26 protein-coding genes are annotated in these 26,138 nt (G+C 36.3%); 24 read left to right on the plus strand and 2 right to left on the minus strand.

Going from position 1 to position 26,138, the window contains the following annotated elements:
* Positions 1-419 precede the first annotated feature (419 nt).
* From CPHY_RS06180 to CPHY_RS06260, 17 genes are all read left to right on the plus strand, one after another.
* Complete coding sequence (locus CPHY_RS06180) at positions 420-3,023, plus strand: glycyl radical protein (RefSeq protein ID WP_012199200.1); 2,604 nt, start codon at positions 420-422, stop codon at positions 3,021-3,023.
* A gap of 35 nt (positions 3,024-3,058) precedes the next feature.
* A complete protein-coding gene (locus CPHY_RS06185; protein WP_012199201.1) occupies positions 3,059-3,850 on the plus strand; it encodes a glycyl-radical enzyme activating protein in 792 nt (263 codons plus the stop codon).
* A 180-nt stretch (positions 3,851-4,030) separates the two neighbouring features.
* Positions 4,031-4,408 (plus strand): BMC domain-containing protein, encoded by a 378-nt coding sequence (locus CPHY_RS06190; protein WP_041703283.1) that lies wholly within the window; start codon positions 4,031-4,033, stop codon positions 4,406-4,408.
* A gap of 331 nt (positions 4,409-4,739) precedes the next feature.
* Positions 4,740-5,534 (plus strand): class II aldolase/adducin family protein, encoded by a 795-nt coding sequence (locus CPHY_RS06195; protein ID WP_012199203.1) that lies wholly within the window; start codon positions 4,740-4,742, stop codon positions 5,532-5,534.
* A gap of 47 nt (positions 5,535-5,581) precedes the next feature.
* Entirely contained in the window at positions 5,582-6,970 is a 1,389-nt protein-coding gene (locus tag CPHY_RS06200) for an aldehyde dehydrogenase family protein (protein WP_012199204.1), read from the plus strand.
* A gap of 22 nt (positions 6,971-6,992) precedes the next feature.
* A complete protein-coding gene (locus CPHY_RS06205; protein WP_012199205.1) occupies positions 6,993-8,192 on the plus strand; it encodes a zinc-dependent alcohol dehydrogenase in 1,200 nt (399 codons plus the stop codon).
* Positions 8,193-8,207: 15 nt separating this feature from the next.
* Positions 8,208-8,522, plus strand: coding sequence for a BMC domain-containing protein (locus CPHY_RS06210; protein ID WP_012199206.1), 315 nt, complete (start codon positions 8,208-8,210; stop codon positions 8,520-8,522).
* An 89-nt stretch (positions 8,523-8,611) separates the two neighbouring features.
* Positions 8,612-8,914: a BMC domain-containing protein gene (locus CPHY_RS06215; RefSeq protein WP_012199207.1), complete on the plus strand. Its 303-nt coding sequence runs from the start codon at positions 8,612-8,614 to the stop codon at positions 8,912-8,914.
* A 242-nt stretch (positions 8,915-9,156) separates the two neighbouring features.
* On the plus strand, positions 9,157-9,435 hold the full coding sequence (locus CPHY_RS21640) for a BMC domain-containing protein (RefSeq protein ID WP_041704089.1): 279 nt from the start codon (positions 9,157-9,159) through the stop codon (positions 9,433-9,435).
* A 180-nt stretch (positions 9,436-9,615) separates the two neighbouring features.
* Positions 9,616-10,257, plus strand: a complete 642-nt coding sequence (pduL, locus tag CPHY_RS06225) for a phosphate propanoyltransferase (RefSeq protein WP_012199209.1) — start codon at positions 9,616-9,618, stop codon at positions 10,255-10,257.
* Between the two features lie 40 nt (positions 10,258-10,297).
* Positions 10,298-10,558 (plus strand): EutN/CcmL family microcompartment protein, encoded by a 261-nt coding sequence (locus CPHY_RS06230; protein ID WP_012199210.1) that lies wholly within the window; start codon positions 10,298-10,300, stop codon positions 10,556-10,558.
* A 6-nt stretch (positions 10,559-10,564) separates the two neighbouring features.
* The gene (locus tag CPHY_RS06235; RefSeq protein WP_041704090.1) at positions 10,565-11,890 is read left to right on the plus strand and encodes an SLBB domain-containing protein; all 1,326 of its coding nucleotides are present in this window, start codon (positions 10,565-10,567) and stop codon (positions 11,888-11,890) included.
* Between the two features lie 84 nt (positions 11,891-11,974).
* Entirely contained in the window at positions 11,975-12,523 is a 549-nt protein-coding gene (locus CPHY_RS06240) for a BMC domain-containing protein (protein ID WP_012199212.1), read from the plus strand.
* Between the two features lie 472 nt (positions 12,524-12,995).
* Positions 12,996-13,769 carry a DeoR/GlpR family DNA-binding transcription regulator gene (locus CPHY_RS06245; RefSeq protein ID WP_012199213.1) on the plus strand — a complete coding sequence of 258 codons (774 nt, stop codon included), beginning with the start codon at positions 12,996-12,998 and terminating at the stop codon, positions 13,767-13,769.
* A 145-nt stretch (positions 13,770-13,914) separates the two neighbouring features.
* Positions 13,915-16,608: a tetratricopeptide repeat protein gene (locus tag CPHY_RS06250; protein WP_012199214.1), complete on the plus strand. Its 2,694-nt coding sequence runs from the start codon at positions 13,915-13,917 to the stop codon at positions 16,606-16,608.
* Between the two features lie 630 nt (positions 16,609-17,238).
* Complete coding sequence (locus CPHY_RS06255; protein WP_012199215.1) at positions 17,239-18,336, plus strand: hypothetical protein; 1,098 nt, start codon at positions 17,239-17,241, stop codon at positions 18,334-18,336.
* Between the two features lie 121 nt (positions 18,337-18,457).
* Positions 18,458-18,709 (plus strand): DUF2164 domain-containing protein, encoded by a 252-nt coding sequence (locus CPHY_RS06260; protein WP_012199216.1) that lies wholly within the window; start codon positions 18,458-18,460, stop codon positions 18,707-18,709.
* Between the two features lie 110 nt (positions 18,710-18,819).
* Here the strand turns inward: CPHY_RS06260 and CPHY_RS06265 are convergent, their stop codons facing one another.
* Positions 18,820-19,185, minus strand: a complete 366-nt coding sequence (locus tag CPHY_RS06265; RefSeq protein ID WP_012199217.1) for a metal-dependent transcriptional regulator — start codon at positions 19,183-19,185, stop codon at positions 18,820-18,822.
* A gap of 258 nt (positions 19,186-19,443) precedes the next feature.
* On the opposite strand from CPHY_RS06265, the gene CPHY_RS06270 reads away from it, so the two are divergent.
* The 6 genes from CPHY_RS06270 (at position 19,444) to CPHY_RS06295 (ending at position 23,339) form a co-directional block, all read left to right on the plus strand.
* Positions 19,444-19,665 (plus strand): FeoA family protein, encoded by a 222-nt coding sequence (locus CPHY_RS06270; RefSeq protein ID WP_012199218.1) that lies wholly within the window; start codon positions 19,444-19,446, stop codon positions 19,663-19,665.
* 65 nt (positions 19,666-19,730) lie between these two features.
* Positions 19,731-19,952: a FeoA family protein gene (locus CPHY_RS06275; RefSeq protein ID WP_012199219.1), complete on the plus strand. Its 222-nt coding sequence runs from the start codon at positions 19,731-19,733 to the stop codon at positions 19,950-19,952.
* Positions 19,953-20,144: 192 nt separating this feature from the next.
* Positions 20,145-22,289, plus strand: coding sequence for a ferrous iron transport protein B (gene feoB, locus CPHY_RS06280; protein WP_012199220.1), 2,145 nt, complete (start codon positions 20,145-20,147; stop codon positions 22,287-22,289).
* 110 nt (positions 22,290-22,399) lie between these two features.
* Positions 22,400-22,537 (plus strand): FeoB-associated Cys-rich membrane protein, encoded by a 138-nt coding sequence (locus CPHY_RS06285; RefSeq protein WP_041703287.1) that lies wholly within the window; start codon positions 22,400-22,402, stop codon positions 22,535-22,537.
* Positions 22,538-22,569: 32 nt separating this feature from the next.
* On the plus strand, positions 22,570-23,055 hold the full coding sequence (locus CPHY_RS20660; protein WP_012199221.1) for a transcriptional repressor: 486 nt from the start codon (positions 22,570-22,572) through the stop codon (positions 23,053-23,055).
* The gene (locus CPHY_RS06295; protein ID WP_012199222.1) at positions 23,052-23,339 is read left to right on the plus strand and encodes a DUF2325 domain-containing protein; all 288 of its coding nucleotides are present in this window, start codon (positions 23,052-23,054) and stop codon (positions 23,337-23,339) included. Before CPHY_RS20660 ends, CPHY_RS06295 begins: the two co-directional genes overlap by 4 nt.
* A 180-nt stretch (positions 23,340-23,519) precedes the next feature.
* Here the strand turns inward: CPHY_RS06295 and CPHY_RS21645 are convergent, their stop codons facing one another.
* Positions 23,520-23,687, minus strand: a complete 168-nt coding sequence (locus CPHY_RS21645) for a hypothetical protein (RefSeq protein ID WP_157668667.1) — start codon at positions 23,685-23,687, stop codon at positions 23,520-23,522.
* Between the two features lie 288 nt (positions 23,688-23,975).
* On the opposite strand from CPHY_RS21645, the gene CPHY_RS20665 reads away from it, so the two are divergent.
* A complete protein-coding gene (locus tag CPHY_RS20665; protein WP_012199223.1) occupies positions 23,976-25,979 on the plus strand; it encodes a peptidoglycan-binding protein in 2,004 nt (667 codons plus the stop codon).
* Positions 25,980-26,138: the final 159 nt, after the last annotated feature.

A 26,138-nucleotide genomic window follows, 5' to 3' on the forward strand; every position in this document is an offset into this window, starting at 1 on the left:
TGCTTCAGCCTTTTTGTATTTCGTTAACTAGGAAAATTCGGGGTATATCCAATACATGAAATTGAATTAATGTGAACGCTCCCACCACTTAAACCAACGAAGTTAATTTGAAGTGGGGGCTTCTGTAAAGCCGTTGTATTTAAGTTTCCACTTAGGACGTATCCTAAGCCACCCTTTGCTTTACGGGGCTATCCACATAGCCCTTACCCGGCGTGGGAATTCATCTCACCACCTACGCGCTGAAACGCTTTGAGGTGGGAGGTTCTTCTCAATTATTGATAAAATGAACATTGTTATCAAATGTAATAGATACAATACCACATAAATAAACATTTAACATGTGGGATTATATTGACTTATAATTACAGCAATGATATAATTGCGGTAAAATGACACAAAACCACAAGTAGGAGGTTGGTATGATGGCTGAACCCAAAAAAGGATATGAAAAATCACCTCGTATACAAAAGCTTATGGATGCTTTATACGAGAAAATGCCAGAGATTGAATCAAAACGTGCAGTTTTAATCACGGAATCGTATCAGCAGACGGAAGGAGAGCCTATCATTAGTAGACGCTCCAAGGCTTTTGAACATATAGTAAAGAATCTTCCAGTAGTAATTCGAGAGAATGAATTAATTGTAGGAAGCGCAACCGTTGCAGAAAGAGGATGTCAAACCTTTCCGGAATTCTCTTTTGATTGGTTAATTGCTGAACTTGATACCGTAGCAACTAGAACTGCTGATCCGTTTTATATCTCAGAGGAAGCAAAAAAAGAGTTAAGAAAAGTACATAGCTATTGGAAGGGAAAAACAACAAGTGAATTAGCAGATTATTACATGGCTCCAGAAACGAAACTTGCGATGGAGCACAATGTATTTACACCAGGTAACTATTTTTATAACGGTGTAGGGCACATTACAGTGCAGTATGATAAGGTAATTGCGATCGGTTATGAAGGAATTAAAGATGAAGTCTTAAGCAGAAAAAAAGAATTACATCTAGGTGATGCTGATTATGCAAGTCGCCTTACTTTCTATGACGCTGTAATCAGAAGTTGTGACTCGGCTATTTTGTATGCTAAGAGATATGCAGCGGAAGCAAAAAGACTTGCACTTTCTTGTCAGGATGAGAAGAGAAGACAAGAACTTTTAATGATTTCATCTAATTGTGAGAGAGTCCCAGCAAAGGGTGCGAATACATTTTATGAAGCATGTCAGGCATTTTGGTTTGTACAACTTTTATTACAGATTGAAGCTAGTGGACATTCGATTTCACCAGGTAGATTTGACCAATATTTATATTCATATTATAAAGCAGATCGTGAAGCAGGCAGAATCACTGGTGAACAGGCACAAGAAATCATCGATTGTATTTTTGTGAAATTAAATGATATTAACAAATGCCGTGATGCTGCTTCTGCGGAAGGTTTTGCAGGCTATGGTATGTTCCAGAACATGATTGTTGGCGGACAGGATAGTAACGGAAGGGATGCTACGAATGAACTTAGTTTTATGATATTAGAGGCATCCATACACACCATGCTTCCACAGCCTTCCTTAAGTATCCGTGTATGGAATGGTTCTCCGCATGATTTACTAATTAAAGCTGCGGAAGTTACCAGAACTGGTATCGGTTTACCTGCTTATTACAACGATGAAGTTATTATCCCAGCTATGATGAATAAGGGTGCAACTTTAGAGGAAGCGAGAAACTATAATATTATCGGTTGCGTGGAACCTCAAGTACCTGGTAAGACCGACGGATGGCATGACGCAGCATTCTTTAATATGTGTCGCCCATTGGAAATGGTATTTTCTAGTGGATATGAAAATGGAAAATTAGTTGGTGCTCCAACAGGTTCGGTTGAAAACTTCACTACATTTGAGGCATTTTATGATGCTTATAAAACTCAGATGGAATACTTTATCTCTTTACTAGTCAATGCGGATAATTCAATCGATATTGCGCATGCAAAACTTTGCCCATTACCATTTGAATCCTCTATGGTAGAAGATTGTATCGGACGTGGGTTATGTGTTCAAGAAGGTGGAGCAAAATATAATTTTACCGGACCACAAGGGTTTGGTATCGCCAATATGACAGACTCCTTATATGCGATTAAGAAACTTGTATACGAAGAAGGCAAGGTTTCTATTACTGAATTAAAAGAAGCACTTCTACATAATTTCGGAATGACAACGAAGAACGCTGGCTTAAAGGAAAGCTCTCATCTGTCCATAGATATCATATTAGCGCAGCAAATCACAGTGCAGATTGTAAAAGAATTGAAAGAGCGTGGAAAAGAGCCTTCAGAGAAGGAAATAGAACAAATATTAAAGACAGTTCTTGAAGCAAAGAAAGAAAACACAGAGAGTCCAATATCTACAAGAGTGTCAGAGAACACAAGTAATCATTCAAGATATCAAGAAATTCTACAGATGATTGAAGTGTTACCAAAGTACGGAAATGATATCCTAGAGATTGATGAATTCGCCAGGGAGATTGCTTATACCTATACAAAGCCATTACAAAAATATAAAAATCCAAGAGGTGGTGTATTCCAAGCTGGTTTATATCCGGTTTCCGCAAATGTACCGTTAGGTGAACAAACAGGGGCTACTCCAGATGGAAGACTTGCGAATACCCCAATTGCAGATGGTGTTGGCCCAGCGCCAGGACGTGATACCAAAGGACCAACAGCGGCAGCTAATTCCGTAGCACGCCTTGATCATATGGATGCAACAAATGGTACCTTATACAATCAAAAATTCCATCCATCTGCGTTACAGGGTCGTGGTGGACTAGAGAAGTTTGTAGCGTTAATCCGTGCCTTCTTTGATCAAAAGGGTATGCATGTACAGTTTAATGTAGTAAGTAGAGAAACTTTATTAGACGCACAAAAGCACCCAGAAAACTATAAACATTTGGTGGTACGTGTTGCTGGTTACAGTGCCCTATTTACTACATTATCCAGGTCCTTACAGGATGATATTATTAATCGAACAACACAAGGGTTCTAGGATTGATAGATAAAAAGTGTAAGAACGGAGTTAAGATGGACGACTTAAATGTAAAAGGAAGAATATTTGATATTCAACGTTATTCTATTCATGATGGAAATGGAATTCGTACTATTGTATTTCTAAAAGGCTGTGCGTTTCGATGCCGTTGGTGCTGCAATCCAGAATCTCAGGAACATGAGATACAGACAATGAAGGTTCAGGGGAAAGACAAAATAATTGGTACGGATGTTACCGTATCTGAAGTTTTAGAAGAGGTTTTAAAAGATAGAAACTATTATCAAAGGTCTGGTGGAGGCGTCACTCTCTCAGGTGGTGAGGCTTTATGCCAACCGGAATTTACGAATCACCTATTACATGCCTGCAAGGAAGAAGGACTACATACGGCAATGGAGAGTACTGCTTTTGCAAACTACCCAGTGATTGAGAGGATTTTACCGGTTCTTGATCAATATCTTATGGATATAAAACATGTTAACTCAGAGAAACATCGATTATTTACAGGACAGGGAAATGAATTAGTTCTTGAGAATGCGAGAAAAATTGCAGCTTCAAGAGAAACAGAGTTAATTATTCGAGTACCGGTCATACCAACCTTTAACCAAACGGAAGCTGAAATTGCAGCAATTGCTGAATTTGCAGGAAGTTTACCAGGTGTTAAGGAAATGAATTTGTTACCATATCACCGCCTGGGGCAAGACAAATATGATGGGTTAAATCGTGAGTATGCACTGATGGGAATTATGCCACCAATGATAGAAGAGATGGAGTATTTAAAGAAAGTTGCAGAAAAACACTCGGGATTACTTGTGAAAATTGGTGGATGAGTATACTTTGAATCATGCTAATGAGACTGTTTGATATGGAAAGAGAAAGGTTATCTAAAAATACCTTTCTTCAAATATAGAAAGTGTATAAAGAATTTACAGTAAGAAATAGAATGCCTTCATTAAGGAAAGAACCTATGAAGATATTTTATGCCGCCAGCGGCAGAATGAGAGGAAACTATGGGGATTTATGATTCAATGACAACCGAAGATAAACTTCGCATTGTACAGGAATTAGTTCCTGGTAAGCAGATATCTCTGGCTCACATAATAGCTGCACCAGATCCACTTCTAATGGAGAAATTGTGTTTTCAAAAAGAAAACGAGAGGATGAAGGCTGCTATCGGAATATTAACCATGAGCCCTGCGGAGACAGTAATTATTGGAGCTGATTTAGCATTGAAGGCATCGGGTGTTACACTGCAAAATGTAGATTATGCCAGCGGCACTTTAGTATTTACAGGAACAGTATCTGAGGTAGAAGCTGCGATGAATGCGGTTGTGGAGTATTCAAATCGCACCTTGTCTTTTACTGTATGTGACATAACACGTACCTAAGACAGTGTAAAGAGAATTTCTAAGGCGCCAAAATACGCCGCCTAAGGAATTCTAAAACTTCACACTAGAAGAGAATTTCTAAGACGACAAAATACACCGCTCAAGAAATTCTAAAACTTCACATTAGTTTCATGCATTTGTGCTGCCTTTGGCGCCATGTTTTCAAGAATGGTGGTTAAAACTTAGTTAAATGAATCAAAAGAATATAAAACCACATAAAACAACATATAAATTAAATAAACATGTTGACTTATGAATGATTACGGAATATAATATAGAAAAACAAAGAAATACAACGACAAAAGTCACAGGATATAGAAGGAGGATTACAATGAACGAATATGAAGTTAAAAAAGAGATATGTGAGATAGGACGCAGAATCTATAACAAGGGTATGGTTGCTGCAAATGACGGCAACATCTCTGTAAAATTAAATGAGAATGAGTTTTTATGTACACCAACTGGAGTTAGTAAAGGATTTATGACACCAGATTATATATGTAAGGTAGATAAAGATGGTAAAGTACTTCAAGCTAATGGAATATATAAACCATCCTCTGAGATTAAGATGCATATGAGAGTATACCAAGAGCGTCCAGATGTTAATGCGGTAGTTCATGCTCATCCAATGTATGCAACAAGTTTTGCTATTGCAGGTATTCCTTTGACACAGCCAATTATGCCAGAAGCAGTTATTTCCTTAGGTTGTGTTCCAATCGCTGAGTACGGTACACCTTCTACTGACGAGATTCCAGATGCAATTTCTAAGTATATTCAACATTTTGATTCTGTTTTATTAGCAAACCATGGTGCACTAAGCTTCTCCGATTCATTATTAAATGCATATTTTAAGATGGAGTCAACAGAGTTTTACGCACAGTTATTATATCAGGCAAAGGTACTTGGAGGACCAAAGGAGTTAAGTAATTCTCAGGTTCAGAGATTGTATGAATTAAGAAGAGAATTTGGATTAAAGGGAAAACATCCTGCTAATCTTTGTTCCAATACCAAAGAAGGTAAAGCAAGCTGTCATTGTTGTGGTGAAGAGTGTAAGTCTGGTGGCGTAGATAATGCAGATTTAGTTGCTTCCATAACAAGAAAGGTGATGGAACAGCTAGGATTATAAGATTTGGTACTTACGAAATAATAGATTTCGATAAGGAGGGATCGTAAGTGACAGTGAATGAACAATTGGTTCAAGACATCATTAAAAATGTCGTAGCGAGTATGCAATTGACACAAACAAATAAGACAGAACTTGGCGTATTCGACGACATGAATCAGGCAATTGAAGCTGCAAAAGAAGCTCAATTGGTTGTAAAGAAGATGTCGATGGATCAGAGAGAGAAAATCATCTCTGCGATACGTAAGAAAACGATTGAACATGCAGAAACACTTGCCCGTATGGCGGTAGAAGAAACTGGCATGGGTAATGTTGGACATAAGATTTTAAAACACCAGCTGGTAGCAGAAAAGACACCTGGAACAGAAGATATCACGACTACTGCTTGGTCTGGTGATCGTGGTTTAACCTTAGTTGAGATGGGACCATTTGGTGTGATTGGTGCAATAACACCATGTACTAACCCAAGTGAAACAATCATTTGTAACACGATTGGCATGTTAGCTGGTGGAAACACAGTGGTATTTAATCCGCATCCAGCAGCGATAAAGACCTCGAACTTTGCTGTACAGTTAATTAATGAAGCATCACTTTCGGCTGGAGGTCCAGTCAACATTGCTTGTTCTGTGAGAAAACCTACCCTAGATAGCAGTAAGATAATGATGTCTCATCAGGACATTCCATTGATTGCTGCTACTGGAGGTCCAGGCGTAGTTACTGCTGTATTACAAAGCGGAAAACGAGGAATCGGTGCAGGAGCAGGAAATCCACCGGTTTTAGTAGATGAAACAGCTGATATTAGAAAAGCAGCCGAAGATATCATTAATGGATGTACCTTTGATAATAATCTTCCATGTATTGCAGAAAAAGAAGTTGTTGCAATTGATGCTATAGCAAATGAATTAATGAACTACATGGTAAAAGAACAAGGTTGTTATGCAATCACCAAAGAACAGCAAGAAAAGTTAACTAATCTTGTGATAACACCCAAAGGATTAAATCGTAATTGCGTTGGTAAAGATGCCAGAACATTACTTGGTATGATTGGAATTGATGTTCCATCCAATATTCGTTGTATCATTTTTGAAGGTGAGAAAGAACATCCTTTGATTTCTGAAGAGTTAATGATGCCGATTCTTGGAATTGTTCGAGCTAAGAGCTTCGATGATGCGGTAGAAAAAGCGGTTTGGTTAGAACATGGTAATCGACATTCCGCACATATTCATTCCAAGAATGTGGACCGTATCACAACTTATGCAAAAGCGATTGATACAGCTATCCTTGTTAAAAATGCACCTTCCTATGCAGCAATCGGATTTGGTGGTGAAGGATTTTGTACCTTTACTATAGCAAGTAGAACCGGTGAAGGCTTGACGAGTGCAAGTACATTTACAAAACGCAGACGATGCGTGATGTCGGATAGTTTGTGTATCCGATAAAAGGAAGGAGAAAATCGTTACCATGAATTCTGAAAGTATAGAACAGATTGTTCGTCAGGTTTTAGCTGGTTTATCGGATGCGCCAAAGAGCACTTCTACAGTGCCAAGTGCAGGTATTCCAGAGAAAGCTAGAGTCGCAGTATTGACAGAGCTTGAAAAGATTGAATTAAAAGAGTACCCATTACCTCCACTTGGAGATGATGACATCTTAGTAAAGGTGGAAGGCTGCGGTATCTGTGGCACTGACGCTCATGAATATAAAAGAGATCCATTTTCCTTGATTCCAGTTGTACTTGGACATGAAGGTACAGGTGAAATCGTAAAGATGGGTAAGAATGTTAGGTTAGACAGTGCTGGTAAGTCACTTACTGTTGGTGATAAAGTGGTATCCTGTATGATTTTTAAGGATAATCCAGACATCACTATGTTTGACTTAAACAAACAAAATGTCGGTGGTGCAGATGTATATGGTTTACTACCAGAAGATAAGGAAGTTCGTTTTAATGGTTGGTTTGCTGATTACATAGTAATAAAGGGAGGTTCTACAATCTTTAACGTAAGTGATTTGGACCTTTCCTCAAGAATTTTAATTGAGCCTTGTGCAGTATTAATTCACGCAGTGGAACGTGCTAAAACAACAGGGATTCTTCGTTTTAACAGTAGAGTAGTCGTTCAAGGATGTGGTCCTATCGGTCTTATCTGTATCGCAGTTCTTCGTACTATGGGTATTGAGAACATCGTTGCAGTAGACGGCGAAGCAAAGAGATTAGAGTTTGCTAAGGAAATGGGTGCACAGGCGAGTGTGAATTTCAAAGAACACCAAGGAATTGATGCATTAGCAAAAGCAGTAGAAACAGCTTGCGGAGAAAAGCCAGCAGATTTCGGCTTCCAGTGTACAGGAGCTCCAGCAGGACACTCCAATATCTATAAGTTTATCCGTAATGGCGGCGGACTTTGCGAGTTAGGATTCTTCATCAATGGAGGAGATGCCACTATCAATCCTCACTTTGATATTTGTGCAAAGGAATTAACTGTAGTTGGTTCTTGGGTATATACTTTACGTGATTATGCGACTACCTTTGATTTCTTAAAGAGAGCGAAGGGAATTGGGCTTCCTATGGAGAAATTGATTACTCATTCCTATCCATTAGAGCAAATTAACGAAGGCTTTCAGACAAATCTCGCGATGACGGGTCTTAAGATTGCTGTCGTAAATAAATAATAAGAGGTATTGGATATGGGTTTAGCAGTTGGATTTTTAGAGGTATATGGTTTGACGGCAGCATTTGTGGCAGCCGACGCCGGATGTAAGGCCGCTGATGTAACCTTGGAACCATTTGACCGAAATAAGCCGGCAAATGCAGATAAACTTCCCGTTCCATTATTGGTTACGATAAAATTCAGAGGTTCCATTGAGGATGTCAATGCAGCTTTAGATGCAGCGAAATTAGCTGCAAAGCAAGTTACCGATGTCGTATCCATCCATACAATAGCCGCACCTGAGGGTGATGTGAATAAAATGCTTCACTTAAGCGGCTTTGATAAGAATTAATTGAAAATAAATTAATGATGTATGTAGTAATCAACTTGTTTGCAAGTTGATTATATAGAGGATAAGATACGAAGAAAGGACTTGACATTATGGGAAAATCGTTAGGCTTTATTGAAATCAGTGGTGTAACCGCAGCGATTGATGCCCTCGATATTATGTGTAAAACAGCAGGTGTCGAGTTAGTTACATGGGAGAGAAAGATGGGTGGAAGGTTGGTTACAATCATCGTATCAGGATCTGTTTCCGAAGTAACACAGGCAGTAGAATCAGCGGTAAATCAGGCAATTAAAAAACCAGTGGCCCATGCAGTCATTGCAAATCCTCATGAAGAGGTTCTTCGCTTGGTAGATATCAGTGCAAGTAGAATGAAGCCACAAAACGAAGAAATGTAGTGCAAAAGAAGGCAGGGTGATAACATATGGATGATAAATTAGATAAAAAGTCGAATTCGACGAGAAAAGCTGAGATTACTGGAGAGGGAAAAAAGTCTCGCAGTACATCCAAAGTATCACTTACCGGACAAAGCATTGATGCGGTAAGCGGTAGCAACATTTCCATGGAAGTTATGAAAGCTAATAAAAATATAAATGAAGAGGTTACTGTTGATACAACAGTTCTTAAGGAGGAAAAAATTATGGCACAGGAAGCATTAGGAATGATCGAAACAAGAGGTTTAGTAGCAGCGGTAGAGGCAGCAGATGCAATGTTAAAGGCAGCTAACGTAACATTAGTAGGAACAGAAAAAATCGGTTCTGGATTAGTAAGTGTTATGGTTAGAGGAGATGTAGGAGCAGTGAAAGCAGCTGTTGAGGCTGGTGCAGCTAGCGCTGGAAGACTTGGTGAGTTAGTAGCTACTCATGTAATCCCAAGACCACACTCTGATGTTGAGAAAATTTTACCAGGAATTAAATAATAGTTTAATTAGGTAATATCCTTAAACTTCTTATGATGGATAAAGTGACAATGGTTGCTTTATCCATTCAAAAAATAAGGATTTATATAGTTACAAAAGATTTAGAATAGGGTACATATTAGATAACAAGAAGATTTATAAAAAAGCAATAAACATTAAAAAGTAAAGCAGGTGAACGACTTGGAAGATAATCAAATTGAACTCATAACCCGGATGGTATTAAATGTACTACAAGAAAAACAAAGCGGAAAAACAGGCTTCGCGGTTCCAGTCGGTGTGTCTGCAAGACATCTTCATCTAACACAGGATCACGTAGAGCAATTGTTTGGAAAGGGTTATGAATTAACTAAGAAAAAAGACCTCATGGGTGGCCAGTTTGCGGCAAACGAGACGGTTACCATTGTAGGATTAAAGCTTCGAGCTATAGAGAATGTTAGAATATTAGGACCAGTGAGAAAGGCATCTCAGGTTGAAGTTTCTGCAACTGATGCAATCAAACTGGGAGTTAAGATACCAATAAGAGAATCCGGTAACATAAAAGGATCTGCTCCGATTGCAGTGGTTGGACCAAAAGGTGCGATTTACTTGGATGAGGGATGTATAATTGCAAAACGTCATATCCATATGTCACCAACCGACGCTTCGACAGCTGGAGTTAAGGATGGAGATATTGTTTCTGTCAAAGTAGACGATGAAAGAGAGACGGTATTTCATCAAGTACAAATCAGAGTAGATAGTAGCTTTACCCTTGAGATGCATATCGATACGGATGAAGCGAATGCTGCAAAAATTACATGCGGACAGATAGTAACGATTTTATAATCTCGAGTCTTACAAAATACTCTGAAATGGAGGAATTAATATGTTAATCGGCAAAGTAATCGGTAGTGTTGTTTCAACAAGAAAGAATGAGAATCTGGTTGGAAATAAATTTATGATTGTTGAACCTTTAAAAAGCTTTCAAGAAAATAGAATAGTAGCAATTGATAATGTAGGAGCCGGAATAGGTGAATATGTGTTAGTTGCACAGGGTAGTGCTGCAAGAATAGGCTGCGGTGCAGAAAACTCGCCGATTGATTCGGCAATTGTTGGAATTATTGACGATGCAACAGGACTGGAGTAAAACATGATGGTGATAGAAGAGCTTAGCCAAATTGTAAAAGAATATGGAATCTGTGGAGCCGGCGGAGCCGGTTTTCCTACTTATGCGAAGTTTTCTAATAAGGTGGATACTATTATTCTAAATTGCGCAGAGTGCGAGCCTTTGTTAAAGTTACATAGACAATTGTTACGAGACAGAGCATATGAGGTACTGAAAGCATTTTCTATAATAGCTGAAAGTATTGGTGCAAAAGAAGCAATTATAGTTGTAAAACCTTCCTATAAAAACACAATTGCTGCGGTAGAGGCAGAGATTGGTGCTTATAAAAATATGAGCCTAAAACTTTGCAAAGAAGTATACCCAGCTGGAGATGAAGTAGTATTGATTTACGAAGCTACAGGGAGAGTTGTAAAGCCAGGTGGTTTACCAGTAGACATAGGTGTAGCAGTATTTAATGTAGAAACAGTATATAACGTTTATGAAGCTGTTATAAATCATCGACCAGTGACTAGCAAATTAGTCTCTGTTGTGGGAGAAGTGAAAGAGCCGAAAACAGTACGAGTGCCACTTGGTATGACAGTAAAAGAAGTTGTAGAAATGGTAGGCGGTATCACAACAAAAGAGCCAGCTTATCTTATGGGCGGTCCAATGATGGGTTCCGTTGAAAGTGAACAGCATTTAATAACGAAAACATCGAATGCCATTATAGTGCTACCAAAGGATCATTATGTGATTATTCGTAAGGAAAGTAAGCCCTCTATCGATTTAAAAAGGGCAGCGGCATCTTGTTGTCATTGTGAGATGTGCACGGATCTTTGTCCTAGACATTTATTAGGACATCCAAGTAATCCACACCTTTTTATGCGGGCAGCAACCTGTAAGGACGTTCAAAATCCTCAGATATTTTTAGATACCATGTATTGTTGTAGTTGCGGACTTTGTTCTATGTACGCATGTGGTCAAGGATTATCACCTGCAAGTTTAATCACCTTATATAAGCAGGGGTTACGTCAAAATGGGGTGAAACCACAAGTGTTAGAACCAGCGCCAGTAGAACCTTCTAGACAATATCAGCAAATTCCAGTGGAGCGTTTGATGAAACGACTTTGCCTCACTCATTATAATGTTCCAGCTCCGTTATTTGAGGAGTTACAGAGGGCAAAAAGAGTGAAAGTGAAATTGAGTCAACATGTGGGAGCACCTGCAGTTTCTGTGGTCTCTGTTGGAGATAAAGTGGTAACAGGACAATTGATTGCGAAAAGTGGTGATGGTCTTAGTTTACCGGTTCATGCCTCCATTGATGGAACAGTGTTAGAAGTGAATAATCAGTTTATTATGATAGATGCAGTGTAAAACAGTACGTAATTGGTAGCATACGATACTATAGTGCCATACGACAATGTCGTACGCTATAATATCGTACAGAAAGGATAATCCATGAGTAAAGCAATTGGAATGGTAGAATATAAAACCGTATCATCAGGTATTATGGCAGCGGATTTGATGGTTAAAACAGCAGATATTGACATCGTGGAAGCACAAACCGTTTGTCCGGGTAAATATATTATTTTAATCACTGGTGATTTAAGTGCGGTAAATGCTTCGGTAGAGGCAGCCAGAATTCAGTTTGAAACACATCTCATTGATAGTTTCATACTTGGTAATCCTCACGATGGTATTTTACCGGCAATTTACGGTGCGTCAGTGGTGGAAGAAATCGAAGCGCTTGGTGTGTTAGAAACTTACTCAGCAGCTTCCATTATCGTTGCGGCTGATGTTGCAGCAAAAACAGCAGCTGTTGAACTAGTAGAGGTTAGGGTCGCACGTGGTATGTGTGGTAAGTCTTATCTTATGTTAACCGGTGAAATTGCATCAGTAACCGCTTCTATTGAAGCTGCAAAGAAAGCCATTGGAGAAAACGGTATGTACTTAGATAGCTCTGTACTTGCACATCCAGATAAGAAGTTACGCAATAAGTTGATGTAGTAAGTGATATGATAATTGATATAGTAAGTGATATAGATAATATTGATATGAATTTGTAAAGCTTAGCATGAAGGGTGCGCATGATAAAAAGGATTGCGTACCTTTTTATTATAAAGGAATGGTTCATTTAATTGTAAATTGATTTCAATCAAATATAAACGCACAAATATAAATATGCAAATATAAACATGAAAATACTGTATGATTACTTTGTTTCTTAAGCAGGACCGGCTAAAAAGGTAATACTATTATTAGGATTGATTTTAGCTAAAAAAATCATTATACTATGCTTAGAGTTAATATTTCAGGACGAAAATTTGTACATTTTGTTATTCAAATTAGAAAAACAAAAGAATTTGATTATGTCAGGTAATGTATCTGTTGAAGTTTACATAAGTGTTTATTGGATTATAATATTACAAAGGATATATGACAAAATAGTCGCCAGAAGATGAGTTATGGGGGAATGTAAATGTTAGCAATAGAACGAAAGAATTTGATATTAGCAAAGTTACAAAAAGAAAATAAAGTTGTGGTTAGTGAACTAAGTCAGCTTTTTGATGTTTCAGAAGAAACAATACGAAGAGATTTAGAGAAGCTCGATAAAGAGGGGCTTGCAATTAAGACTTATGGTGGCGCTGTATTAAATGAAAATAATAATGCAGAATTACCATTTACCGTTCGAGAAAATACTAATGTTTCACAAAAGCAGAGGATAGCAGAGATTGTAGCAGGACTTATTAAAGATGATTCTACAATCATGTTGGATGCAAGCTCAACAGCATTATTTGTTGCTAGAAATATTAAACATAAGAAAAATATAACGCTTATTACGAATTCGATTGAAATTTTAGTAGAATTAGCCGATGTATCTGGATGGAATATGTTATCAACCGGTGGAACTGTAAAAGAAGGTTCTTTAGCTTTGGTTGGACATCAAGCAGAGAAGATGTTAAGTTCCTATCATGTGGATATTGCGATTGTTTCATCAAAGGGAATCGATTCCATTGAAGGATTTTCAGATTCCAGTGAAACACATTCCGAAATAAAAAAGAAGATGTTAGACTGCGCCTTTAAAAAAATCTTAGTAGTGGACTCCTCTAAGTTTGACAGGATATCATTTAAGAAAATTGGTGAAATATCGGAACTAACTACAATTGTAACAGATTGTGAGCCAAGTGATCGTTGGAAGAAAGTATTCGATTCCGCTAAGGTGGAGTATTTGTATCCTGGGAAGCAGGAGTAGTTTTGAATAGGGATAACACTAATTACTCATTAAAACCTCTGAAAAATCTTCGCAAAAAAACATATTAGTTTTCTTGCTCGATTTTTTGGAGGTTTTATAATATGATAAGATAAGTGAAAAATGATTGAAGAAATGGGGTTTACATATGGAGGAAACACAGAAGGAAGTATCTATAGATAAGTCTGATGGGAATAATTATGGAGAATTCGTCGAAGTAAGGCCGTGGAAGCGGTTCTGGGCTAGAGGACTCGACAATATTTTATTTATACTCTTTGTTTTTTTCTTGCTTAAAGAACTTTTACAAGTAGATTTAATGGAGTTTGAATCTTTTTTGGTTTACTTATCGGCCATATTCATATGGACATTAATTGAGGCTGTTTTATTATGCACATGGGGTACAACGCCCGGTAAATGGCTTTTTAACGTGACAATCCGTAACGAGGATGGGAAAAAACTAGGATTTGTATCTTCACTAAAAAGAAGCATTTGGGTATGGATTTATGGAATGGGATTTGGAATTCCTGTTATAACCCCATTCGGACTGTTTAATCAATATAGGAAACTGACAAAAATGAAGTCTACGACGTGGGATCGTAGATTGAGGCTTATCGTTCGGCATGATTTTTTGCAAAACATAAAAACAATAATTATCGTATCTACATATATCCTTATTGTGATTTTTAAGATTATTATTCCTTTAGCGGATCAGATGGACGAGGAAACCATGAGGGTTATGATGTATAACGAGACTCCTGGTTCTGCTTTATCCTTCAACAACAGTGGCTATTCATTAATGGACAGCGGGGAGTATCAGAAAGCAAAAGAACAATTTTTAAAAGGATTGGACGCACGTCCAAGTATTGATTTAAAGGGCACACTACTCAATAATTTAAGCTGGGCATGCTTATCACTGGGTGAATACGAGGAGGCGCTTCAATACAGTAAGGAAAGTTTAGCGATTGATGATCTTAGCAGTGTTGTATACTGCAATTATGCTAACGCCCTATATATGCTTGGAAAGAATAGTGAGGCGGAGGAAGCATATAAGACTGCCTTGGATTTGGATAAGAAAAATGCTTACGCATATTACGGTCTTGGAAAGCTTAAGTACTATGCTTATGCTTATAAAGAGGCCATTGATTCATTTAGCGAATATACCAGATTGAAAAAGGCTGATGAGGATGGTTGGTGCTTTTTAGGACTGTCATATCTTTATGGAACCAAAGATATGTCAAAAGCAAAGGAATACCTTGATAAGGCAATGAAAATTTCTCCTGAAAATGTCTTTATTATAAGCAGTATGGCCGATTATTATCAATATGTAGGTGATTCACAAAAGGCAGAGGATTTATATAAAAATGCTCTTGAAAAAAATCAGGATGATTATGACTTGTTGTATTCTGTTGCTGAATTCTATCAGGATAATGGAAAGTATGATGAAGCCATTCAATATGCAGAACGTGCTATCAATACTGACGAGTCAGAATATAAAGCATACGGTATAAAAGCGCAGACATTTTTCTGGCAAGGAGAAAAACAAAAGGCAATTGACACAATTGATCTAATGACAAGAAATAATCTACAAAATGCTGATGCTTATTATGCTGCCGGTAATTTGTACATGAACGAATATGAGTACAAGTTTGCTGTTGAAAATTATGATAAAGTCCTTGAGATGAATCCACTTAATGAATATGCCTGTATAGGGAAAATCAGGGCACTTTATTTTAGTAAACGCTACACCGCTTGTCTCAAATACGCACTTATTACAGAGGATCAATTTAATAATTATGAAATTTCCTGGTATATAGGAAATGTATATTCCAGGCTTAGTGATTCTGAACAAGCACTGGAACATTACAAAATGGCATTGGAAAAGAATGAAGAGGATGCGGACCTTTTAACAGATATAGGATGGGAATACTATTATACTGAGGAATTTACCGATGCAAGCTTATATGCGGATAAAGCGTTGCAGTTAGATGGTACCAATTATAAAGCGACAAATCTTAAAAAATTGATTGAAAAGAGACAAACTAATGTAATAGATCAAGTTACAGAATTTATAGAAAAAAATTATATGTACTATAAATCCAACGCATCCTATGATACATTAAAAAATAGCTTGATAGCAAATCAATCCGAGAAAATAGAGGATATAAGCAAGCTTTTTGACTCGATACATAAAGATAATGATCCATTTTCCTTTATTCTATACGGAGAGAACTATAAACGTTACCTTAAGTACCAATCCGGCAAAACAGTAGAGTATAAAGATGTCGGTGAGAATATAAACTACATAAGGATAACCAGCTTCTCCAGTAGTACGGCAAACGAGTTTTTGGATGTTGTTGATGCCATAGAGAATACCAAAGACAAATATCTGATCATTGATTTGATAGATAATGGCGGCGGTGATACAAACAGCGGATGCGATATCTTGGATTTTTTGCTACCAGATCGCGTGGTATGTAATCTGATATACAAGGATGGATATTCTGATTCATACTATTCGGATGATGCGTATATAGCATTTAAACATATTTTTGTCCTGACAAATGAAAATAGTGCCAGCTGCTCAGAGCTGGTAACCCTGGGCTTAAAAACCTACCTTGACAATGTAACTGTCATTGGCAGAAAAACCTTTGGAAAAGGAGTAGGGCAGCTCTTGTTTGAGGATAAAACCAGAGGGTTTGTTATATTTATGGTTAATCACTATTGGAACGTACGTGAAGAGAATATAATGGGAAAAGGCATACAGCCTGATATTGAAGTTCTCGGGGATTCTAATGAGTTATACATGAATGAGGTATATAATCTGATAAAAAGTATGAAGTAGTATGATATAAATTGTATTAATTTATATTGAAGGTACCCATTATACTCGCTGTTCCATTAAGAAGGTACTTTTTTTAGATAACCGGACTTTTAAATATATATTGCATTATTAAGAGGAATTTTGGAATTGGAGAACGCAAAGATATGTATGTTGCATTGATTTCATTGAAGGATTTCCGATTTCAGTAAAATACATTCAGATTTAAAGAAGAAGTTACAGTGGGACTAATGTGAGTATACACTGTAACTTTTTTGTATATATAATTTTATGAAAAAGTTTGCTCAATGAATCGATGTTTTATGTAAATAAATAAAGGCTAAATAAATAAAGAATTAAATAAGATGGGATAAAAAAGACGTAAAGTAAAGTGTAAATTATACCATAAAACCTTGCATTAAATACCAAATAATGATAGAATATTACAGAATCTGATAACAAGCAAATTATAACGTGAATTTTTTAAAGTGTTAAAAAGACAAAACGATACTTTAATCCTTGTTATTACTGTTTGTTTCAAAACACACAAAAGAGAAAAAGGCATATAAGAAACTTATTACAATGTAATGAGATAAAATTATAAAGTACATCTGATACCGAAAAAATGAAACGTATGAATATGGAGGAAGTATAATGAAAAAGGTACTACTAATTATTTTAAGTTTGATGCTAATCATCCCGTCTGGAAAAGTTTATGCTGAGGAATCAGTGATCAATGCCTATACTACAGCGAAAGAAGATGCAGTGGTTAATACCATAACATTTCCAGAAGAAGAAAAGACATATTCCGAAGAATTAAAATTATCTAAGGGTGCTCTAATAGTTAATGTTGCTGATACACAGGATACGAAATATAGTATGTTCACGCTAACTATTTATTCTGATGCACAGAAAAAAACAAAAGTCGGATATTCTGTAAGTCGTTTTTACGGAGATAAAGAAACACAAAAAAACATTGAGATACCAAAAGATGGTACCTATACTGTTGTATATGAATTATCACGTAGAAATGATCCACAGGAGATTTCCTTTGATGTGACTTATAGTGAGGTGCTAAATAAGGACCAAACATTAAAAAAGGGGGAGACTGTAGTAGGTTATCTTAGCTCTAATTTAAAAGAAACATTATATAAGATAACTATTGAAGAGACAGGTTACATAAATGTGAAGATGGAGACAGACGAACCTTATGGTGGCGTAGCATATATGTCTTTCTTAGACTCCAAGAAGAAAGAGTTAGAAAAAGAAGAATATGTTAATGTTCAGAGGAAGGATACTATGTACTATGGTGTTAAGAAGGGAACTTACTATATTAAGGTAAGATCAAGTCTTGGTATCTATTCTATCTCTTATTCCTTCCAAAAAGTAAAAGATAATGGAGCTGCAAAAAAAGCGGATGCGACTACGTTAAGCGTAGGTGGTAAAGCGATGAGCGGAGTTATTTTAGCAGATAGCAAGGACACTACAGCAGAGTGGTTTAAGTTTACATTGAAAGAAAGTACCAAGATTGAAATAAAGTATAGCGGAAATACAAATAGTAACATGCGATTTGAAATTGAAAGCGATTCCGTTAAATTTATACTTGGCTCTTTCAATATAACAAATGCTAAGAAAGAAGATTCAGCAAAGTTTACAAAGGCATTACCGAAAGGAACCTACTATATAAAAGTTTATAAAGGAACATCCGGTACATCTGGTAATTATAATGTTCAAGTTGTAAAAGAAAAGTAATATATTGAAATAGAAAATGCTCCTTTGGGGGCATTTTCTATTTTAGGACAAGGAGAAGTTCGCGAAGTGCTTTTTCTTGTTTAAATAAACAATTAATCATTGCTAAGGATGGAGGTTAACCATGGAAAAAACGTATTCGAAATTTCGTTTTAGTCAAGAAGAGAAAAGCATGATGCAAGATGCAATTATTCAGTATTTTGAAGAGGAGCGTGATGAAAAGTTAGGTATCATAGGTTCAGAGAATTTATTGGATTTCGTTCTTGAATTGATTGGTGATAAAATATACAACACAGCTCTTGATGACGCTAAGAAATTCTATAAACGGTCACTGGAAGATTTGGAAAGTGATTATTATGGTTTGTATAAAGATTGAATTAATACGGAAGAGCATGTTCTATTGGTATTATAAAGAAAAAAGTTGAAATGATGGTATTCATTATTAAAAAGCAAAATAAAAAGAAAAAATGCCAGTCAAAAAATCTTTTAAGATTTTTGAAGGCATTTTTTTATTGCTTCAAAGCTTGTCTTGCTAATCACATGCTCCATCTTACAGGCATCTTCGACAGCTGTTTCATTATCAACTCCAAGGCTAACAAGCCAGGAAGTCAGAAGATTATGGCGTTCATAAATCATCTCTGCAATTTCTTTACCCGAATCAGTGAGATAAATGAAACCAGCATCCGTTACAGTAATATACTCGTTCTCTCTTAAGTGCTTCATAGCAACACTGACACTGGATTTTTTATAATTTAACTCATTAGCAATATCAATAGAACGCACGACCGGTAAGGATTTGCTTAAGATCAATATAGTTTCTAAGTAATTTTCAGCAGATTCATTTATATTCATAAAAACCTCATTTCTATGTGACAATTTGTAAAATTATATCATCTAGTATAACATAATTTAAGCATAATATCAATTTAGGAACTACATTTGGGTTGATATTCACTTGAGACATACCAATAGTCTTTTTAAATCGACTGAGATAGAGTGAAAATAAGTTAATGAGAAATATTCTCAATTAGGTCATTGACACAAAACATTGGTTAGTATATACTAACTGTCAGAAAGAATAAAGAGCTGATAGGAAAGGACGTGAAGGTTATGCCATTATCCATGGCGAAGAAAGGTGAAGTCAGTGTTATACAGAATGTATGCGGTAAAGAAGAAACTAAGAGATTTTTAGAGAGCCTTGGTTTCGTTACTGGTAGTTTTGTAACAATTGTCTCAGAACTTGGAGGCAATATCATCGTTAATATTAAAGAATCAAGAGTTGCGTTAAATAAGGATTTGGCTAGTAAAATTATGATTCAGATTCAGGGATAATCTATTGAATAAAGCAAGAGAAATGGAATCAAGAGAAATGGAATCAAGAGAAAGAAGGGTAGGATATGAAGACACTTAGAGAAATTCCTTGTGGGCAGACAATAACAGTCGTTAAAATCAATGGCAATGGTCCTGTTAAGCGTCGTATAATGGACATGGGGATAACCAAGGGAACAGATATTTATGTAAATAAGGTTGCTCCACTTGGAGATCCACTGGAATTAACCGTAAGGGGATATTCTTTATCTTTACGTAAAGCAGATGCTGAAATGATAGAGGTAGAGTAATTTTTTTGCTCATAGGTTAGATATAACTAACTATAATTAGAGAAACGAAACATTCTGTTTTATTTCCTTAACAAATTACATGATGGGAAGATTGAGACGACATAACAAGGAAATGAAAAATAAAAAGGGAAATAAAAAATAAAAAGGGAAATAAAAAATAAATAGGAATGTAAATAAATAGGGAGGCTTTAAATGTCAATAAAGATAGCACTAACAGGAAATCCGAACTGTGGAAAAACAACTTTATTTAATGCTTTGACTGGATCCAATCAATTTGTTGGAAACTGGCCAGGGGTTACAGTTGAAAAGAAGGAAGGTAAATTAAAAGGATTTACGGATGTAATCCTTACCGATTTACCGGGAATTTACTCACTATCACCTTACACTTTAGAAGAGGTTGTTGCGAGAAATTATTTGATGGGAGAAAAGCCAGATGCCATTATTAATATTATTGATGGTACAAATTTAGAGCGTAACCTATACTTAACTACTCAACTTTTAGAATTATCGATTCCTGTTATTATGGCAATCAACATGATGGATGTGGTTGAAAAGAGCGGGGATAAGATACATATTGATAAGCTGAAAGAAAAATTAGGCTGCGATATTGTTGAAATATCAGCATTAAGAGGAAAAGGTATTTCTGACTTAGCAAAAAAAGCGGTAGATTTAGCACAGAGTAAGCAATTGATCGAAAAATCACCTCGCTTTTCAGCAGAGGTGGAAGAAGCAATCGAGAGTATTGAAGAAAGATTACCTGTCGAGGTTCCAATCGAGCAAAAGCGCTTTGTTGCGATTAAATTATTGGAAAAGGATGATAAGATTGAAAATCAATTTGAGAACTTACCAGTTGTAAAATCTGAAATTTCCCGGCTTGAAGAATTATATGATGAGGATACCGAGAGCATTATTACGAATGAACGTTATGTGTTCCTTACCAAGATTACGAAGAAATGTTACCAAAAGCAGCTGAAAGAAAAATTAACTACTTCGGATAAGATTGACCGTATTGTGACCAATCGTATCTTAGCACTTCCGATTTTTGCAGTAGTGATGTTTTTAGTATATTACGTGTCTGTCACAACCATAGGTGGTATGGTGACAGATTTAGTGAATGATGGAATATTTGGAGAGGGATTCTCTTTCTTCGGATCATTTGTGCCTGGAATTCCAGTACTAGTTGAGCAGGGATTAACTGCAATTGGATGTGCAGACTGGCTACAAGGCTTAATTCTTGATGGTATGATCGGTGGTGTAGGAGCCGTACTTGGCTTTGTACCTCAGATGCTATTGCTATTTCTATTCCTTGCATTCCTCGAGAGCTGTGGTTATATGGCTCGAGTTGCTTTCCTTATGGACCGTATCTTCCGTAAATTCGGTTTATCCGGTAAATCCTTTATTCCTATGCTAATTGGTAGTGGATGTGGAGTTCCTGGGATTATGGCCTCCCGTACAATTGAAAGCGACAGAGATCGTAAGATGACAATTATTACAACCACATTTATCCCTTGTAGTGCAAAGTTACCAATCATAGCTTTGATTGCAGGTGCATTATTTGATGGAGCCTGGTGGGTAGCTCCAAGTGCTTATTTTATTGGTATCGCGGCGATTGTTACATCAGGTATCATATTAAAGAAGACGAAATTGTTTGCTGGGGATCCTTCACCGTTTGTTATGGAAATGCCTCCATATCATATGCCGACAGTAGGAAATATTCTTCGTAGTATGTGGGAGAGAGGATCTTCCTTTATCAAAAAAGCAGGTACTATTATTTTGCTTTCTACTACTGTAATTTGGTTTGCTCAGAGCTTCGGATTTACAGACGGAGTGTTTGGAATGGTTGAGGATATGAATGATAGTGTCTTGGCTGCATTTGGGAAAATTATAGCTCCAATTTTTGCTCCGCTTGGATTTGGTGAGTGGAAATCGACGGTTGCTACAATTACTGGACTTATTGCGAAGGAAAATGTTGTTGGTACGTTTGGTGTGTTGTACGGCTTTGGAGAAGTTGCGGAAGATGGCGTTGAGATTTGGGGAACACTTGCAAGCAGTATGACAACAATTTCTGCATACACTTTTCTAGTATTTAATCTTCTATGTGCACCTTGTTTTGCAGCGATGGGAGCAATAAAAAGAGAGATGAATAATGCAAGATGGTTCTGGATTGCGGTTCTTTATCAGACTGGATTTGCTTATATCGTAGCATTTGTTATCTACCAATTTGGATCATGGATTAGCTTGGGTACTTTTGGTCTATTTACTGTAATTGCAGTTCTTATATCAGCAATTTTTATATACTTATTGGTTCGACCAAGTAAAAGAGTTTTAGTAAAATAAAGATATTTGATGTTTAAATAGTATGAACTGAATGTAGAGAATACGTTCATATTTGCACATAAAGTTCTACTATTTTAGTAAGGTGTTGGTGCACCGGAATGGAGGTTCTTATGGGAACATTTCTTGTCTTACTAGTAGTTGTTGCGGTTATTGCAATTGTATGTCGAAGCATATACAACGATAGAAAAAAGGGAAAGATAGGCTCCTGTGGTTGCGACTGCTCTAAGTGTGGTGGTAGTTGCCATTAAGAGAGATAGCAGGTAAGTGATAGGAGTTTATTGTGACTGAGAACTTAGAAGAACATATACTGAAAAAACTTAAGGATAGCGGATACAGGATTACTAAAACAAGAATCAAGCTACTTCATATTGTTCTTAATGAAGAGTGTACGAGTTGTAAAGAGCTATATATTAAAGCAAGGCAAGGTAATCTTGAGATTGGTTTAGCAACAATTTATCGATTTGTAAACACATTAGAAGATATAGGGGTTCTTAAACGCAAGAATATGCAAACTATGCTACCTGATAACATAAGTACACCTATCTTTGAGGTTCAAAAAGAATTAAATCAAACAAATAAAGAAAATCATCAGGTTATATTAATAGCAGATAACAGTGAATATTCAATAATATTAGAGGATCATACTACCCACCTACTTTCTGAATCTGAATGGAAGAAGGTATTGGAAACTGGACTTAGTGCCTGTGGGTTCTCAATGCATAAAAATATAGCTACTGTAATAATGAGAAAAGGAGGCAACGTATGAGTGTTGTAATTATAGGTGGTCATGACCGTATGGTTTGTCAGTATAAAAAGATATGTCAATCATATCAATGCAAGGCAAAGGTATTCACCCAGATGCCAAATAAATTAAGGGACCAGATAGGTTCTCCTGATCTCATTGTGTTATTTACCAATACGGTATCTCATAAGATGATTCGTTGTGCACTCGCAGAGGCAGAAAAGAATCAAGTTGACGTGATACGTTCACATACCAGTAGTGGAAACGCATTGATTGGCATATTAGAGCAGAAGATGATAGCATTATAAAGCAGGTTTAAATTAAAAATATTAATAACACAAAAGTCGGGTTAAAAGAATATGATATCCTCCTTGCATGAAACAGTTTTTATTATTTAAACTGTCTTATAAAAGGGAGCTTATCAAACTATATCCCGACTTCTCTTTAATACATGCCAAGAAGAATTAGTAAATCGTATTTTTGTTTCCTTATCGATAATAACCACAATCCTTACAGTTTCGAATTGAGTTCATGTTTCTAGTCGCACATTTAGGACAAATCCAAAAATCTACTTTTTTTATCTCTGTTTCTAGTTCTTTTGACTCGTTTTCTGCATTAAGAGCATTCACTTTTTTTGTTTTTTTAAATAATCCCATGACATTACCTCCCACAATAGGAAAATTTATGTTACTATTATTCCTATATAGTATATTTTGGTACAAGTAATTGTATGACTAATGGTCATACTTTACCTGCGTCCTAACATGAATACCTTACCAAGGAGGAAAGAAGCATATATTATAAAACTATGTCGATTTAAAATTTTCATGTTACAGAAACGTTATGAAGCTGCCATATTTTTAACAAAGATTGAACCTAGACTTAAGAAGAATAAGACGAGCAATATGTTGTTTGCTCGTAATTAGGAAGGAAGTAAGTATCAAATGAGCAAGAAATGTACCAGAGAGGTTATTACTAAGAGAGAAAATAAGCAATACACCAGCATAAAATTCATCAAAGGGCTAAGTTTCTTATTAGTTGTAGCGATTCTTGGGAGCAATATAGCTCCAAGTATAGTAATAGCTAAGACTACGGAAGACACTACATTTGAATTTCAAGAAGAGAGCATGCCAGACGATATCAATACGCAAGGCGATCTTAATATAGATGCTGATACGTTAAAAAAGTTCGGTGAGAAAATAGACTATTTAAAAATGTCAAAGAAAGCAACAATCTCAACAGAGAATAAGGCAATGTTAGTTGATATGACGGCGAGTGAATTATTAGGAGGGTCCTTTTTATCCAGTCGTTCCAATTTTAGTGGGTTTAATGACTTGATGTTTATCTTGACTACATTAAGGGAAGCTCCTCTAACAGATATTGTAACGGTAAGTAAGCGAGCTGCTTCATTAAAGGGAGAAAATATATTCGGATTCAAAGAAGGAGATAAGATTTCTCTCAATGATTTACTTCTATGTTTTTATTTCACGGGAAGTGAAGATGCTAGGTTAGCTATCGTTGATCATATTGCTGGTAATGATACCACATTTATTGCTATGATGAATTCTGTTGCTCGAAATATCGGATTAATTAACACGAATTACTCTAACATAAATGGCGATTATAATAAAAGTCAGAGAACAATGTTATATGATATCTATTCCATTGTTTACGAATTATTCAATGAAGATTTTATGAAAGAGGTTTTAACAGAAAATAAGCTTTTTATTACATATGAAAATAGTAATGGTAATACAGTAAAAAAAGCTTGCGTTAATCAGAGTATGATAGATGCTAATAGTGTTGCAGTACCTGAGAACATGAAAATAGTTATAGCATTTACAAGAAACTGCAAAATACTAGGTAATGGGCAAATCGTATTAGTGGAAGGAGAAGATGGCCATTTTTATCTCTCTATCTTAATGGAGGTAGATAAGAGAAGGGATATCGGAAAGGAATCGGGTAGAATATTAGAGATAGTTAATGGTAAAGAGTATTTTGATGAAAAAATACCAACGCCTACGCCGACACCAACGAAGAAACCGGAACCAACACCAAAGCCAACAGTTACCCCGAAGCCAACACCAAAACCAACAGCGATTCCGACTCCTACACCAATTGCATATAAAGCTAAAATTCCTACCCAAAGCAACAATGCACGTTATCAGTTCCTTATGAATACAAATTATAAAGCGTATACTATTTATGATGCGCCTGTAGGATTTCGGTCTGCAACGGAAGCAGCCAAGAACATGAAGGTAATAACGGTTCCGGTCTGGAAGATGGATGTGGCAGGAAAGAAGTATCCCTCAACAATGAAACTATCAATCCATAAGAAACTTGCGGATGGAGTTTCTAGCATCTTTAAAGAAATTTATGATTTACCAATGAAATTTCCGGTTAAGACAATGCTGGGATTTAGTTATCGTAAGGTTGGAGGGGTAGGACTTAGTCAATCTACTTTACTATCCATCCATTCGTTTGGCGCTGCAATTGATATAAATCCAGGAGATTATGACAATGACTATTTCCTTGGAAAAGGAAATGACTTAAGAAACAGATCAAATCCATATTGCATTCCAGACGAAGTGATTGAGATATTTGCAAGCTACGGTTGGTTCTGGGGTGGTGATTTTGAAATTAGTGCAGATACCATGCATTTTCAATATCTAGGATTAGAATTCTTGTCGTATCAGGGAAAGAACCCATTTCGAGAATTAAAATATAAAGATGGAACTGTTATGAGTGGTATTGATGTTAAGAACTTACAGCAACGTTTAAATCGTCTTGGATATAAGGTGACTGTCGACGGCACCTATGGAAAGAATACAGAAACAGTTATAAAGAAGTTTCAAAAGGATAATAAATTAAAAGAAACAGGAGTAGTAAATTATTCTACTTGGGAAAAATTAATCAATTTAACACATTATATGGGATATGTATTTTAACCTTATCATATCTGCTTTAACAAGTTTTTTTATGTGTTTCATGCCAGGCATGGCTATTAGTCGTGCCTGGCTTTTTTTATATAAAGTAAGAATACTATTATTTATAATCCTAACATATATTGTGTAAAGAATGAGTGTCCCAATAAAAAACGTGACTTT

The organism is Lachnoclostridium phytofermentans ISDg, assembly GCF_000018685.1.
GTDB lineage: Bacteria > Bacillota > Clostridia > Lachnospirales > Lachnospiraceae > Lachnoclostridium > Lachnoclostridium phytofermentans.